The organism is Cellulophaga sp. Hel_I_12 (genome assembly GCF_000799565.1).
Taxonomy (GTDB): Bacteria; Bacteroidota; Bacteroidia; order Flavobacteriales; family Flavobacteriaceae; genus Cellulophaga.
In genome coordinates this window covers 2,430,405-2,447,077 of record NZ_JUHB01000001.1, presented here as the reverse complement: position 1 = coordinate 2,447,077, position 16,673 = coordinate 2,430,405, and the positions used below count along the sequence as shown (strand labels likewise).

The 16,673-nt window shown below is 38.3% G+C and carries 10 protein-coding genes; 1 reads left to right on the top strand and 9 read right to left on the bottom strand.

Translation table 11 applies throughout. From position 1 onward, the window contains the following. Window positions 1–18: 18 nt before the first annotated feature. The 9 genes from GQ45_RS10615 to GQ45_RS10575 all read right to left on the bottom strand — a co-directional run bounded on the left by GQ45_RS10615 (window position 19) and on the right by GQ45_RS10575 (window position 15,762). Entirely contained in the window at window positions 19–1,389 is a 1,371-nt protein-coding gene (locus GQ45_RS10615) for a sodium:alanine symporter family protein (RefSeq protein WP_231555187.1), read from the bottom strand. Further along, window positions 1,382–2,695 (bottom strand): amidohydrolase family protein, encoded by a 1,314-nt coding sequence (locus GQ45_RS10610; RefSeq protein ID WP_052188200.1) that lies wholly within the window; start codon window positions 2,693–2,695, stop codon window positions 1,382–1,384. The genes GQ45_RS10615 and GQ45_RS10610 overlap by 8 nt, the downstream gene beginning before the upstream one ends. Before the next feature lie 14 nt (window positions 2,696–2,709). Continuing rightward, the gene (locus GQ45_RS10605) at window positions 2,710–5,748 is read right to left on the bottom strand and encodes an amidohydrolase family protein (protein WP_197056947.1); all 3,039 of its coding nucleotides are present in this window, start codon (window positions 5,746–5,748) and stop codon (window positions 2,710–2,712) included. Window positions 5,749–5,768: 20 nt separating this feature from the next. After that, window positions 5,769–7,247, bottom strand: coding sequence for an aminotransferase class V-fold PLP-dependent enzyme (locus tag GQ45_RS10600; RefSeq protein ID WP_047417652.1), 1,479 nt, complete (start codon window positions 7,245–7,247; stop codon window positions 5,769–5,771). Window positions 7,248–7,592: 345 nt separating this feature from the next. Beyond that, the gene (locus tag GQ45_RS10595; protein ID WP_156125411.1) at window positions 7,593–8,558 is read right to left on the bottom strand and encodes a hypothetical protein; all 966 of its coding nucleotides are present in this window, start codon (window positions 8,556–8,558) and stop codon (window positions 7,593–7,595) included. 223 nt (window positions 8,559–8,781) lie between these two features. Further along, a complete protein-coding gene (locus tag GQ45_RS18135; RefSeq protein ID WP_197056945.1) occupies window positions 8,782–9,414 on the bottom strand; it encodes a heavy-metal-associated domain-containing protein in 633 nt (210 codons plus the stop codon). Between the two features lie 201 nt (window positions 9,415–9,615). Further along, window positions 9,616–11,013, bottom strand: a complete 1,398-nt coding sequence (locus tag GQ45_RS10585) for a SusD/RagB family nutrient-binding outer membrane lipoprotein (protein ID WP_081980913.1) — start codon at window positions 11,011–11,013, stop codon at window positions 9,616–9,618. 10 nt (window positions 11,014–11,023) lie between these two features. After that, window positions 11,024–14,452 (bottom strand): SusC/RagA family TonB-linked outer membrane protein, encoded by a 3,429-nt coding sequence (locus tag GQ45_RS10580; protein ID WP_197056943.1) that lies wholly within the window; start codon window positions 14,450–14,452, stop codon window positions 11,024–11,026. A gap of 149 nt (window positions 14,453–14,601) precedes the next feature. After that, window positions 14,602–15,762: a FecR family protein gene (locus GQ45_RS10575; protein ID WP_047417649.1), complete on the bottom strand. Its 1,161-nt coding sequence runs from the start codon at window positions 15,760–15,762 to the stop codon at window positions 14,602–14,604. 112 nt (window positions 15,763–15,874) lie between these two features. Between GQ45_RS10575 and GQ45_RS10570 the strand changes: the two genes are divergently transcribed. Next, window positions 15,875–16,420 carry an RNA polymerase sigma factor gene (locus GQ45_RS10570; RefSeq protein WP_047417648.1) on the top strand — a complete coding sequence of 182 codons (546 nt, stop codon included), beginning with the start codon at window positions 15,875–15,877 and terminating at the stop codon, window positions 16,418–16,420. Window positions 16,421–16,673 lie beyond the last annotated feature (253 nt).

The window sequence follows — 16,673 nt, the reverse complement described above, 5'->3', positions numbered from 1 at the left end:
TTAATTTTGTTTATGATTTTATTTGTTTTCAAGTTTGTTAAAATATAATTTGGTGGCATGCATTACTTTTGGAGACAGTATAATTGCTGATATCATTGTAGGGATTGCCATAAGCGCAAAGCTTATATCAATTAAAGCCACAATTCCTGTCATGGAAGAAACCGCACCAACGATAATACTAACTATATAGATATAATTATAACTCTTCTTGAATTTTGTCCCGAATAAAAACGAGATGCATTTTGAGCCATAATAAGAATATGTAAATAAAGAAGTAAAGGCAAAAATGGACACAATAAATGCCAGCAAGAACGACCCATATCTTGGCATGGTCTGGATAAACGCATTCAACGTTATGGTTACGCCTTCCATATTTGGTTGCAACCAGCTATTGGTCACAAGAATGGCCAAAGCCGTTAAGGTGCAAACAACAATGGTATCGATGAAAGGCCCTAACATAGCAATAAGCCCTTCTCTCACAGGCTCTTGATTTCTGGATGCACCGTGAGCCATGGGTGCCGTACCTATCCCGGCTTCGTTTGAAAACGCTGCTCTTCTTACGCCAATGATAATGATGCTGCCAATACTTCCTCCCAAAACGGCATTGCCTGTAAAAGCATCTTGAAAAATAAGATAAAACGAGGGGATAATGGCTGTATGATTAACAATTAATATGTAGCTGACCGATAAGAAATATAGTATGACCATGGCGGGTACAAGTTTTGAGGCAAAACTTGCAATTCTTTTTATACCTCCCAGAATTACCATGGACACAAAAACACTGATAATGATTCCTAACAAAAGTGATGATGCAATTGACTCTTGATAACCTAAAGCCGGAAGTAAAATATTATTTAAGGCTTGTGTCAACTGGTTGGCGGTAAAAATGGGCAGCGACCCTATAAGCCCTGCCATTGAAAAAAATATCGCCAAGGGTTTCCATTTTTTACCCAAGCCTTCCGTAATGACATACATGGGGCCACCTTGCATTTCACCCGAATCGTCTTTCCCTCGATACATTACGGCCAAGGAACACGTAAAATATTTGGTTGTCATTCCAATGATGGCACTTATCCACATCCAAAACAGGGCACCTGGGCCACCCATGGAAATGGCAATGGCAACACCTGCAATATTGCCCATTCCTATAGTTGAGGACAGCGCGGTGGATAATGCCTGAAAAGCACTTATTTGTCCTGGATTGTTTTTATTGTCATATTTACCTTTAAGGATTTCTATGGCATACCAAAAATGTTTAAATGGCAATAACCTGGAATACATTAAAAAATAAACCCCTCCACCAATCAGTAAAATCAATAAGGGAATGTCCCAAATCCAATTGCTAAACGCTACGATTGCGTCTTCAATACGCTGCAATAGGTTATTCATTATGGCCAAATAATTTTGAATACTGTTTATATTGTTCCTGTTGTTTCCCTTCCAACTCTATTTTTTTTCCTTGAATAAAGGCCTGTGTAAGCTTATTTGTCCTAATGTCCAAGGCATCGCCTTTTGATACAAACAAGGTGGCATCCTTACCAACTTCCAGTGACCCTAGCGTATCATCTACCCTTAAAATTTTTGCCGCATTTAGGGAAATGGTTTTTAAGGCTTCTTCTTTATCAAGACCATAAGCAACTGCCACACCAGCATAAAACGGTAAATTTCTTGAGGTGGAAAGCATCCCCGTATGGCTAATTGCTACCACAATACCTTCATTTGTAAGAAGATAAGGAAGTTTATAGCGCATATCATAGTCCATATCCTCTTCATTTGGCATACTATGGGTTGGTGGCAATATAACAGGGATATTGTGTTCCCTTAAAAAATCCTTCACCAATAATGCTGATTCAGCTGTTACAAGCGCCACATGGTCTATGCCCATTTCTTTTGAAAATTGAATGCTTTCAATGATTTCCTTCGGGTCTGTGGCATGAACAAATAACGATAGCGTACCGTTGAACAACCCTTGCATGGCCTGTAGCTTTAGATTAGGGATTTTAGAATCCTGCTTGCCATAAGCAATCGCCTGGATAAATAGATTTTGTAACTCTTCTTTGGTGGTATCGTAGCTGCTATTTGGTTTTAATTGCCTGGTATGCGTGGCTGCATCATAAGACGACCTTGTGGCATTTGGCCAATTTAAATGAATGGCTGCGCCAAATTTGTACAAAGATTCCTCCCAATCCCTTCCGTCGAGTTTCATTATAGAAGATGTTCCGGAAACCAGACCGCCTCTTGGAGCGGTTTCAACAGTGAGAATACCATTAAACCTTAAGACCGGCAAAAATTCTGAATCTGATTTAAAGGCATATGCCACATTTAAATTGGGGTTGATGCCTCCTTCTTCCATACTGTCGTTTGTGTATTCATCTCCACTTATTTCTTCAATCCCAATCAAGGAATTGAGCAAAATAAAGCCTGGGTAAATATGCTGTCCGGAAACATCGATCACTCGATAGGTTTCCAAATCAAGCTTTATGGAATCTGTTGTGCCTACTATTGAGATTTTACCATTATCAAATCCAATAATTCCATTTGGTATCACTTTACCGTTACCAATATGTAAGGTGCCTCCAACCAATGCGGTAGGTTTTACTGGCTTTTTAATATCAAATTTATCTTGCGCATACGGTTTCAATGGTATGCAGTAAATAACAATTAAGATTATAAGATATTTATTAAAATTCATCATGCTTGGTTTTAATGTTAATTTAAATTCCCTACGTACTCACAGGTGAAATCCGGTTTTGATGAGGATATACGTGGCTGAACGTTGGCTCCAGTGTTAATCGTATTTTTCATTGCATTCATTATCCTGTTCCTTTCGGTTTGAATGTCCTTTCGCAATTGGATATCCTTTTCAATATCGAAATATACAGTACCTTCTATGATTGTTTTTTCGGCCTTGGCATAAATGGATAACGGATTGTCCGACCACAATACAACATCGGCTGATTTTCCAACCTTAATACTTCCCATGGTATCATCCAAATGCAACAATTTCGCTGGGTTCAGGGTTACTAATTTTAAGGCTTCTTCCTCACTCATATTGCCATACTTAACCGATTTTGCCGCTTCTTGATTAAGATGGCGGATGGTTTCCTGACTGTCTGAATTAACGGCAGTAACAATACCCTCTTTGTACATAACTGAAGCGTTATAGGGTATGGCATTTCTGGTTTCCCATTTAAAATTCCATTTATCCGAAAAAGTGGAGCCTCCAACCCCATGTTCCAACATTTTGTCGGCAATTCTATAGCCTTCCAAAACATGCGTAAAGGTGTTGATTTTAAAATTGAACCTCTCTGTAACATCCATAAGCATCAACATTTCGCCCTGTTGATAGGCATGACAGGAAATGAACCGCTTCCCTTCCACAACTTCCAACATGACCTTATTGACTAAATCCACTCTTGGTTTTATGGCATTGTCTTTATTTTTTAAAGCATTAAACTCCTGCCAATTTTTTTTATATGCCAATGCTTGGGTAAAAACATCGGAATATAGCTGTTCCAATCCCATTAACGATCTTGGAAAACGGATTGAGGATGCGCTTTTTGATCGTTTTGGATTTTCACCCAAAGCAAATTTTATAAAGGGTTTGGCCTCTTTTATCAATAACCCTTCGGGATTTTTACCCCATCTCAATTTTATTAATGCCGATTGACCCCCAATGGGATCGGACGAGCCATGCAATATCTGTGCTGCCACCACACCCCCTGCCAATGCCCTGTATATTTGAATCCGTTCTGAATCCAATACATCGGTCATTCTTACCATTGCAGAGACCGTGGCAATTTCATTTACGGCGCTTAATGCAATGTGTGAATGCTCATCAATTATCCCAGTGGTTAAATGCTTTCCCTTGCCATCTATGATTCTTGTATTTGAGGCTTTAATGTTTTTTCCAATCTGGGATATCTTTCCATCTTTAAGCAGGACGTCGGTTTCTGTTAAAATGCCAGCATCTTCATTGGTCCAAACCGTGGTGTTTTTTATTAAAATATCCTCTTGTCCTGGTTGTTCAGCACTCCCAAAGGCAACAAACGGATAAATAACGTTTCCTAAATCTTTACCTCGTAAAGGGGTTTCTTTCTTCTGGCTTTTTATATTTTCTGAACGCTCTTTTAATTTTGTCGCCTCCCAATCAACCCATTTACCATCGTTTCGCTGCCCTTTACCTTGCAATACCATTTTTTTCGGTTCATTGCTAATCCATCCTCCCAACCGATAAAATGAATCAGGACCTTTGTTAAATTCAAAACTTACCATGGCGCCGTCCATCTTTAAATCTGTTTTTATTTCGGTTGAATCTGGGTAAAATAGTGTTGCCCTGTAATCTTTTTTACCCTTTTTAATAGACAAGGAAGCCTTTTCGCCATCAATGGATAAAGAATACGTCCCAAGAATTGAAGGATCATCCTCTTGACTTACGGCATATCTTTTACCTTGTACCCAATTTTCGTAGATGACGGTATTTTCATCAAAAATATCCCCTGAAGCCATCAGGAAATTTGCCAATTTTCCACTTTCCAATGTTCCAATATGGTCTTCTTGATGCAGCAATTTTGCCGGGAGCACCGTTAAACTGTATAACGCCTGTTTAGGGCTTAAACCATAATTCACGGCCTTTTTAAGATTGGCCAAAAAATCCTCTATCTTTTTTTGTCCATAAGCTGTTATTGCAAATTCAATGCCTTTTGCCTCAAGACGTGCGGGATTTGATGGTGCCAACTCCCAATGTTTTAAATCGGCCAAAGTAATTTTTTCGGTCTCATAAGGATTGGACACATCATAAGCATCCGGAAAATTAAGCGGAATTATTAATGTTGCGTTTAACGCCTTAATTTCGTCTATACGTTGGTACTCGTTGCCTCCTCCTTTAATAATATAGTCGATATTGAATTCCTTCGCTATTTTATACGCTCTTAAGGCTTCCAACCAACCGTTGGTCTCAAATATTTGTGGAAGTTTTTTTGTTTCCAGAATAGCGCCTAAAGATTGATCTATAAAAGGTTTGTGCTCAAATTGGCCATACCATTGTGCATCGTAATACGTTTGTCGCAAAAGCGCCATACTTCCCATGGGCGAAACGGGGTAGTCCTGGGTTGAACTGCCTTTATCAAAAGAAAAATGAACTGCTGCTTTAGGCTTTAACATGCTCTTATTCTCATTATTTTCGCCAAGACTGACCAAAGAAGCCGTTCCTCTGGCTATGCCATCAGGCCTGAATGTGGTTATGAGCCCAAACCCCTGTTTTCGAAGTTGTTGCGCTTGTTTTTTATCAATTAAAAAATGTTCGGATGCCTTGTACTGTGCTTTAATGGCTTCGTTAGCGTTATAAGGTCCTTTTGTATTGGATTGGATTTGTTCCCTTTTCACATAAGGGTTTCCTCTTGGCGGTATTTTCACTTCGGGTTGTCCGTACGTACTGAACATATCAATAAAAGAAGGGTAAATGTATTTTCCTTTGGCGTCAATTTCGGTATATCCCAAAGGCACGTTTCTTGTGCTGGCCACTTTTTCAATATGTTCATCGCGTATTAACAAGGTAGCATTTTGTACCATCATCCCAGGTGCGTAAACTATGGTTGCATTGGTAATGGCAATGGTATTTGGCCTTTGGTCCAACACATCATTTTTAGGAAATGTTTCTTGGCCATTTACATTTAAAACCCGTAGGATGATAAATGAAAGCATTATCCAAAAGGTGTGTTTGCAAGTGATACTATTATGTATTTTCATGGCTATGTATTCAAAAGCAATCATACTTCGAAAAAGCTTGCTGTGTTTATTTGATATTTTGTTTCGTCTTTGTGATAAAACTCATTCGTTATTTCTGAATACGTATAGTCTTTGCTCCATGCTACCCGATGTTTGATTAGTTGCTGGATGGCCTCCAAAATATACCGCAATTCCTTATTGGTCATGGTGGGGTGGAGCGATAAACGTACCCAACCCGGTTTATATGAGAGGTCGCCATGATCAATTTTGTCGGTGATCTGTTTGGATTGCTCTTTGGTAACTTCCAATAATAAATGCCCATAAGTGCCTGCACACGAACAGCCTCCCCTTACTTGAATACCAAATCTATCGTTCAATAATTTAACCGCTAAATTATAATGGATGTTTTCAAAATAAAATGAAAAGGCGCCCAATCTGTATCTGACATCCTTGGCCAGTAAATGTAAGCCCGACATGTTTGATAATTTCCCAAAACATTCCTTAACCAGTTCATTTTCGCGAACGCGAATTTTATCGACCGTCATTTTTTCCTTCAACTTAATGGCCAAACTTGCTTTTATGGCCTGCAAAAACCCAGGTGTACCACCATCTTCCCGCACTTCTATATTGTCAAAATAATGGTGCTCGCCCCAAGGATTGGTCCAGGTTACGGTGCCTCCACCGGGATGATCGGGAATTCGGTTTTTATATAAGGATTTATTAAAGATAAGTACGCCCGCACTGCCCGGGCCACCCAAAAATTTATGGGGGGAAAAAAATATGGCATCCAAGTGTTGGGCCTCATTCTGTGGGTGCATATCCATAGTCATATAAGGTGCCGAAGCGGCAAAATCCACAAAGCATAATCCGTCATTTTTATGCATTATTTCAGCCAATTCATGATAGTTGGATCCGATGCCCGTAACATTGGAACAGGCGGTAAACGAACCAATTTTTATTTTTCGGTTTTTATATTTATCCAATTCCTTTTTTAAAATATTGGCATCAACAAATAAGTTTTCAGAGGGTTCCAAAACTACAACATCAGCAATAGTTTCCAGCCAAGTGGTCTGGTTGGAATGGTGCTCCATGTGGGTTAAAAAAACCACTGGCCTGTCTTCTTCAGGAATTTGGATTTGGTCAGCATACTTTTCAGGGATTTTCAGCCCCAATATGCGTTGAAATTTACATAAAACACCGGTCATACCGGAATCGGATGTAATGATTACATCCTCTGGGGAAGCATTGACATGTTTTTTGATGACTTGATGGGCATCATGGTATATGGAGGTCATTAACCGGCCTGTATGGCTGGCTTCAGAATGGGTATTGCCTACCATGGGCCCTATACGGTTTTGTAATATCGTTTCTATGGGCCTGTACAATCTTCCGCTGGCTATCCAATCGGCATATACAAGGGGTTTCGTGCCGTAAGGCGTTTCAATTGTTGTATCTATCCCGATGATATGTTCCCTGAATCCTTGAAAATATTGCTCTAATGTTTTTTGTTTCAGTTTCATGTGTTTATTTTATTGTTGTTCAATGGTCACATGTAGCTTCCATATAATCATCTCCTTGGGTATCGAATTCTTGTTATGGAAGTTTCATAAGTCTTTTTTAAAAGCTGCCCTTTATTAATGAATATATTGTACTAACTCAAATAATCTTAGTAAATGTCTTTTCCAAACCCATAATGGAAGAATGTACATTCATTAAATTGTATTCAATTAACAAGGACAGCCTTTTAATAGTTTATTGATTTTAATTTGATTTGAACCATATCGCTTGGAATTCATATACTATGAGAACTTAATGTCCCGCCATAGTTATTATTTTATTCCGATCAATAATCAAATGGCAATGGCCTAATAATCCCATTTGGGTTCTATAAAGTCCAGATAACTGGTCACCGATTGGGCAAACGCTTTGGAAAATTTTTTACGGTTTTCCTCACTGTCCCGAACGCCTTGAAAATTGGCCTCTATTTGCATACCGAAAACCTTTGGATAATCGGAAGAGGTATATCTACGGGTATTGTACCCGCCATTAAAGTAGGGCTCACCCTGTTTTGGATAAGGATTACCAAGGCTTGGAACTGCAGGGAAACCAGATTTTTCCATCAGGGTGCCAAAAGCATTTTCGCCCATCAACAACTCCTTAAGGGTTAGTTGGTTGTTGTTTTTCAACAAATTTTTGACGGATGTTTTTGCGCCCACTTCCGAATTCATCTCTGTGCTTTCTTGCACTTCCCTAAGCGCTGTCGTGCTTAAAAAATAGCCCAGTTCCAATCGTTTTACTGGATGACTTTGTCCATGCAGGTCTATATACATGACATATCCAAATTTTTTTATGGCTGCATCGATGGCCTCTTCAATATACTTGTGGTATTGTTTCCACGTATATTCCATTTGGGGGTTTCCACATGTCGCTTCTTCCAAGTCTCGGTTAAAATCTATCTTTTTCCTTGCCAATTTGGCAATAATTAGATAAGGTTTCTTTTCAGAAGTCTTGAATGCATTTTCAATTTCAAGTGCGAGTTGAGCTGTATTGTTGTCCATTTCCTTTGTACCACAATCCCTGTCCTTAATTCCTTCTGGGGAAATGGTGCCTCCATGGGGAGCACTTATGACCAAGGGCATGTTGCCGTTGACGGTTTCCAGCCAGCTATCATCAAAGGTATTTTGTTTTACCGATATTCCATTTTCCTTATCGGATGATTTCATTATTTTTTCACTGCTAGAACACTGCACTTGAAAAAGGGCAGTGACACAGAGCAAACAAAAGATCATACCTTTTCTAAAAAATACTTTAATAAATAAATCTTTACGCATTTTTTTGGGCGATTTAATTTTTAATTATTGATTGAATTTTAAAAGATTATTCATTTTAACTATATAAAAACAGCCATTGCATTAATTCCTATTTACATAAGGGTATGCTTTTATAGTCTTGATGATAATTTTGTTCGCAATAATATCTCGATTATATAAGACTATTACTCGAACTAAAAATTATCATCAAAACAATCAATTACAACAAGGGCCATCTATTAATTTATTGATTTCTATCGTATTGGCAACAATCAGGAAGGTCATCGTAAGCTGTTTGATCGGCTTTATCAAATTCGGTATCGTGTCCAACCATGGCTATCGCTTTAGAAACATCGTTTTTACCGATGGTGCCTATGGAGGTTTCAACAGTGATTACTTTCGACTCTTTGTCCCATATTGCACTTTCTATACCTGAAACGGTTTTTGCCGCCTTTTCTATCCGTTTTTTGCACATACCACAATTACCAGATACTTTAAAACTAAAAGTATTCACAATTTTTGCAGCGGTAGTGTTTGCATCTTCCCTGTCATATTGGCAACACCCTGGAAGGTCATCGTAAGCGGTTTGAATAGCTTTATTAAATTCTGTATCATGGCCAATGGCTTCAATAGCACTTGCAACTGTGGCAATATTAACCTGTTCGTCCATAGTGACCTTAATCATTTTAGTTTCTTTGTCCCATTCGGCCAACGAAACTCCATCAACACCTAATGCCGCTTTTTCTATGCGCTTTTTGCAACCATTGCAATTACCCATCACCTTGAATTCTTTTGTGGTTTCCTGCGAAAACCCAGTATTGGTAACAAATAATAACATTAGACCAATAATGGTAACTGATAAGATTGATTTTTTCATGCTTATTAATTTTATTTATGTAAAATATTTATGGGTTATGTTTTGTCTATATGTCTCATTATTGTATTCAATATTTAATATCACCCATGTGAGGGCGTTACATATACCTTGCTAACTTTGCTGTTTATGCGGAATTATTTTTATTTAGGTTTAAACAGGCCAGGGTTTAATACCCAAGCCTGTATTGTAGATAAAAAGAATTTATTGATTTACTTCTGTAACCGAATACAACCCTGGATCAACTGGTGCCATTAAATTGGAGAGTATTTCGTCTTCAGGATATAAAAACCGTTCCACATTTTGGGTTGCGGTCGGCACGTTTAAAGGAAACGGCACCGCAACGTCCATATCACTTTTTTTCAACCGTCTTGCATCATCAAAAGGCATAAAGGTCGTAAACCCTGAAACGTAGCGTTCTTCTATGATCTCTCTCAACAATGCCCTGTCTGGATCTATATTGTCCATGTTTTCCATACCACCAGCATCAAAATCTGAAGCCACGTAGGCATCATAAGTGAATGGTTCTGAAGAAAAATTGGTATTCAAAAAAGCCCCCGTATTCAAAAAAGTGCGCAGTTGGTTTAAATGTCCTAAACCCGTTGCAAAACTTTGCGTACGCGCTCCTGCTTCGGCAAGGATAAGGAGGTTTTCCTGATAGGTAATGAGTGGTTGTGGCTCCAGTTCATTGGCAATGCCCAAATTGGCATTGGGGCTACTTGGATCAATGGTATAATACCCCAAGCGTGCGGTTTCATCGGTTTTGGCATTATTGCGCGAGATACCACTGCTATTATCCAATAATTGAACCAAATAACTATTTCCGGTACCTGTGTTAGGAGTACCGGACAACACAATGTAAAATTTATTTTTAGTGGAGTTTTCACCGGGAATATCCAATGGGTTAAACATCATACTGTTCCCATTGGAAGAAATACCATTTTGGGCAGCCGTATAGGCCAAATCGTACTGCTTGGTGTGCATATAGTAACGCGCTTTAAGGGTCCATGCAGATTCCAGCCATTTTATCCGGTTGCCATCAAAAATATAATCTTCTATGATAACGCTTCCGCTTGCACTTTCAAGATCATCAATGGCGTCCTGAAGCAATATCTGTAAGGCATCAAAAACCGCACGTTGGTCATCAAATTTGGGCTCTTCAACATCGCTTACAGCTTCTGAATATGGAATGTCTCCAAAAAGTGAGGCATACGTTCCTATAAGATGTGCTTCCATGACTTTTGAAATGCCCTGATAAAATGGATTATCGGTTGTTCTGCGACGCATTTCTCGCATAGGTGTAATCACACTCTGATAGCCGTCCCAACCAAACGTTGTATTTGTAACATTATATAAAAATCGTTCTTGTTCAACTTGCTCAAAACCAATTAATTGTCCAGAATAGTAACCTGCCATTCTGCTATAGGCCCCCAATTGTGTATTAATATTGGATAATTCAGCCCCATTAAGGAAGAGTCCCGGATCGACATCGTCAAGTGTCAACTGATTTGGGTTTTCGTTAAGATTATCAACCATACTTTCACAACCCAATATTAGCAAGGTCGTAAAAACAAATATGTATTTTATATATATAGATTTCATAATTTAAGGTTTAAAAATTAGCTTGAAGATTAAACAATATGGATCGGGTCCCCGGATTATTGAAATAATTCATCCCAAATGCATTACTGACCCCGTAGTTATTGGTTTCGGGGTCAACCCCAACCAGGTCTGTCCAGAGGATAAGATCTCTACCGGTAACGGAAATCCTTAAAGATTCGAGCGAGAGCTTTGAAGATAATTTAAGCCCTTTAAGTGTATAACCCAGGGTTACGTTTCGCAGTTTGGTCCAGGTGGCATCTTCAATGTAAAGGTCGTTAAGCTTGTTAAAGCCCAATCCGCCACCAATACCGCGATAGTACAGCTCGTCAAGCAGTACATTACCGCCACCGAAATTTTGTATATTGCCACGCACGGTGGTCCCTGCAGTAAAAACAGTACCATTAATATTGGTTAAATCTTCGGTAAGTGTTACTTCGTTCCCAACTTCTTCTGACATCCCAAAACCATTTAGTACTACCCTGGTCCTATTGATGAAATCACCACCTTGTGAGTGCTCAAACAGGAAGCTAAAATCAATATTTTTCCATTTTAGTTCCATACCCAAACCACCGCGCCAGTCCGGATTGGGATCGCCAATAACGCGTCTGTCGGTATCCAACTGTGGGAATCCGTTGGCATCCAGTGCCAAACTGCCATCATCGTTACGGAGCGTTCCGGGCAACCAGAAAGAACTCATGGGATAGCCTTTTACCGCTTTGGATGTACCCCCAATATCAACAGTTTCTGCCCCCGCAATATCCACAACTTTATTTTCATTATTATTGAAGTTGGCATTTAGTGAAACCTTTAGGTCTTGGTTATCTATTATTTTGCCGTTCAGGTCAATTTCAAACCCTTTGTTTTCTATTGTGGCAGCGTTCGTATAATTAGTACTAAAGCCGGAACTAGGATTTGTATTCACGGCAAAAAGGATGTCCTTTGTTTCGTTGTTATAGTAGGTTAGACCCAAACTTATCCGGTTGTTAAAAAACCTTAGATCTGTTCCTACTTCCCATTCGGTTTTTATTTCGGGTTTCAGATTTGAGTTCCCTTTTTCGGAGTCCACCAAAAAACTACCCCCAAAGGTTGAAAAACCAGTTGTTGCCAAGGTGTTGAATTTATAGGCTGCCGGTTGTACGCCAACTTTCCCCCATGCAAATCGCAACTTACCAAAACTTAAGGTTTCCGATTCGATCAAATCGCTAAACTGCCAAGCCAAATCTGCCGATGGGTAAAAGAAACTCCCTTTTATGGTAGAAGAGGCTTCCATGGCCCCGGAAACATTAACGAATAGTTGATCGAACAAATTGAACCCTAAAATACCATACCCTCTATTGGAACGTATTTTCTGTATAAACCTGTTCCAGGATGAGGCTGCTTGGTCCGGATTAAGATCGGGTGTTGGAAGACTTGCATTTACCGCAAACGGGCTAATGGTATTCGTATTGGAAAATCGCTGCCTGTCATTAAAATTTAATCCTAAGGTTGCCGTTACTTCTACGTCCTTATTAATATTTTGTGTCGCTATAGCAATACCGTCAAAATTAAGCTCCCGACTTGTAATATCCGATTGAGTCCATAAACCGGCACTTCTTGCACCACTAGCTGAACTTACTGGGAAAAAGGAACCTCTGGAATCTGAGTAATAATCAAGACCACCCCTTAAAATGACTTTTAGCCAATTGACCGGATCGATTGTCAGTTCTGGGTTGATAATAAACCGATTGACCTGATTGGGTGATTTTTGTTCATTTATAGTCCATAACGGGTTGTTGTAAACCGGGTTTTCCGATTCCCCAAACTGTACGCGGTACGATCGCTGTCTGTCTGGAAACACATCGCCATTGGCCGCCACATAGGTGCCTTTGTAATCTGAAATATCAAAATCTGGAGATGTTCGCAAAAGCCCCAGCAAAATACCATTTGTGTCTTCTCCCGCTTGTCTGATCCTGTTGGAGTCTGTATTGGTATAGGATATTCTATTGCTCCAACTTAACCATTTGGTAAGTTGTGTTTTTGTATTTAGGCGTAGGTTTTGGCGTTTATAATCGAAATTTTTGATAATCCCTTCTTGGACAAGGTTTTCGTAACTGAAAAAATAGGACGCCTTTTCGCCTCCACCACTTATGGATATATTGTGCTGTGCATACACACCGGTTTGAAAAACCTGATCGTAATTACTGTCAACAAAGGTCTCTCTGGAGTTTTTTGTGGTTACGGGATAATATATATTTCCTGTGGTGTTTGAAAGGAAATATCTGCCGGTTTCATTGACTTCATCGGCACCTCCGGCTCGATCGGCAATCTTGTCTCCCCAAGATTCGGCTCTACTGATCTGCCAAACGCCGTCCCGTCCCTGGCCAAATTTATTTTGTAATGGTGTTCTTACATTTATATCGTCAAACGATTGTGTAAATGAATATTGAACGGTAGGTTTCTTTCCTAAACTTCCATTTTTAGTGGTAATGACAATAACGCCATTGGCGGCCCGAGAGCCCCATAGAGCTGCGGCCGAAGCCCCTTTTAACACCTGCACCGATTCGATGTCCTTGGAATTGATATCATCCAACCTGGATTGTTGGCTGATGGTTACATCTCCTATATTGTCGTTGCTCACCGGGATACCGTCCAAGATGATTAAAGGTTGGCTGGCACCTTGAATGGTGTTAGCACCTCGTATTTGAATGGATGATCCAGATCCTGGGTCTCCATTGGATTTTCCTATCCTGACACCGGAAGCTTTACCTGCCAGGGCATTGATGACTCCTGCCTCTCCTGATTTAACAATACCTTCGGTTTTAACAATAGAGCTTGTAGAACCGGATTCGTCAACGAGCATCTTTGTTCCAATGGCAGTAATAATTACTTCGCTCAACTCATCAGCATTGGGCTGCATGACAATGTTTAGGGTTACTAGGTTGCCAACTTTTACTTCTTGGGTGGCATAACCAAGGTATGAAAAAACCAAAACATCTTCGTTGCCTACCTCAATGGAATAACTTCCTTCAAAATCACTGATAACACCTTTATTTGTTCCTTTAATAATAACGTTTACACCGGGCAGGGGCAACCCGTCGTTGTCTGAAGTAATTCCACTGATTTTCCTTTGGGCCACGGTGGCAATATCTTCGACTGTTTTCTCTAAAATGATTGTGTTTTTATCAGACAGGCTAAAGTTGAAATCCCCAAAAGCAAGACTTTTTTCAAGCAACTTATTGGCCTTGATCACTCCTTTTTGGAGATGTACCTTTGGTGCATTTTTAAACAAATCTTCTTGATAGATAAAGGTGTAATCGGTTTGATTTCGAATCAAGTCAAAAACTTCATCGACAGTCACAGTTTTATCATTGTCTATTACAATTTTCGTGTTTTGCGATAATATATTATCTGACGAAAAGCCAAAAGTTATCGTACAGAACAAGAAAATAAAGGTTCTCATGATAGTGATTAAGAGTTTTTTTCTAAAATAGAAAAGGACTTTGGTTAATTTAATTTTCATAAATTTGTGAATTAGTTAATTAAACGATTGATTGACTTTGAAAAAGGGAGGGAAAGTGATACTTTGAACGGTGTAAACTCAGCTCCCTTTTATCTTAAAATGATTGTATTTTTATGTATCTCATAGGCATTAATAAAATTAGTGTTTTTTATGGTTAATAGAATATCTTCAATATTTTGATTTTTACTTAATACCCCATTAAACTTAACTTCTTCAAGATCTTTATTTGAAAAAACAAAATCGGTATCATACCATCTGGACAATACTTTCATAATATCTTTTAATGCTTTGCCCTTAAAGCTAAAAATTCCGTTTTTCCATGAGGTTTCATTATATACATCAACAAAATCAACAATTACCTTTTTATTATCAATATTTAAAATGGATTGTTGATTGGGGCTCAATGTTTCTTTCTCAAAACCAAAATCAACAGCGACCATACCTTCAACTAAGGTAGTATAGATACTATTTTCATCTGAATATGCTTTAATATTAAACTCCGTTCCCAAAACTTCAACTTCCTGCGCTTTTGTAAGAACTTTAAATGTTGCACCATTATGTTTGGTACTTGGGGACACATCAAAATAGGCTTCGCCGTAAATCAACTCTACCTGTCTTGTTTTTCCATCGGTAAACACCACGGGGTATTTTATTTGAGAATCAGAGTTTAGCCAAACCTCTGTGCTATCTGATAAAATGACATGAAATTGCCCGCCTTTAGGGATGGTTAAAGTATTATAGGCGGTAACTTTGCACTTTACTTCTGAATCATAGACCAGTTCTTCCCCATTGCTTATGATACCATCGGCTCTGTATTCTTGTCCTTTATTCAGGGCAATTTCCGAGCCATCTTCCAAAGTTAAAGTTGCTTTATCGGTACCTATTGGAATGGTATTGTTTACTATGATTGGCTTCGCATGGACTGCATCACTACCTTTATTAAAAAACATGCTTAGTGCTACCATTAATAGAATGGATGCTGCAGCGGTGTAGGTTATAACTTTTTTAACCTTTCTTCTAAAGAATAAATTCTTCTTTTGTCTTATTTGGTCTCTTATGTTTAGCTCTGCCTTTTCTATATCATAGATATTCAGATGTTTTTCTATGGAAGCATTTATTTTTACATACTCTAAAAAAGTAGATTCGTTTTCAGGGTTTTCAATCCAAGTCTCTAAATACTTTAGTTCTTCTTTTGAAATACTAAAAGCATTATTGGAAAGAAATTTAATAATTAAGGGCTCAATGTTCATTTTAAAAAAAATTTCGTCTAGTTCATTACAATTACGTAAGTCAACCTGCTTTACCCCTAAATAATAATAAAAAAATTATATGTTTACATAAAATTTAATTCCGCTTGCATCCTTGAAAAATTTTTTTCCCACAAACCGAAAATTTATTAAACATCTAAAAAAAGGTGATGAAGATGCTTATGCACTTCTTGTAAAAACTTACTACAAACCATTATGCGACTATGCTTTTGGGCTTTCTAGAAGCAGATTCAAAGGAGAAGACATTGTCCAGAATGTGCTCATTAGAATCTGGGAACAACGCAGTAAACTAAAACCAGGATTTTCTTTAAAAAGTTTTCTATATAAAACAGTTTATAATGAATTTGTAAACCAATATAGAAAAGAAGTTTCCATTAGTAAAATGGAAAAAAAGTATTTTGAGACCATCAATCCACTATATGAAGAAAAAAATGCAGAGTTGGATCGTTTAATGCTTTTGGTTGAAAATGAAATTGAACAATTGCCTCCTAAATGTAAAGAAACCTTTTTATTAAGTAAGAAAGATGGCCTTACATATGTTGAAATAGCAGAATATCTCAATGTATCCATCAAAACCGTTGAAAATCAAATGAGCATAGCGTTTTCTACCATCCGTAAAAAAATGGAGGGAAAGTTATAAACTGTTTTATTTCTGTTTTTTTAAATGGATTCATTGTACCAAATATGTAAAAGATATTTTTTTAATAGGTAATAGGAAACGCACACTTATGTTATAGCCGGAACGTATTTTTGATGGTTGGTGTCTTTGGTGGTCTAAAAGCTAATCCTTTGATGTTTTTTTAATACTTCCAAATTCTTTCGCGATTTGCATTTAAGTTATTCATTATTAATGATTTGCAGTTAAATCAATTTACTGATTCTCAATAAGACGA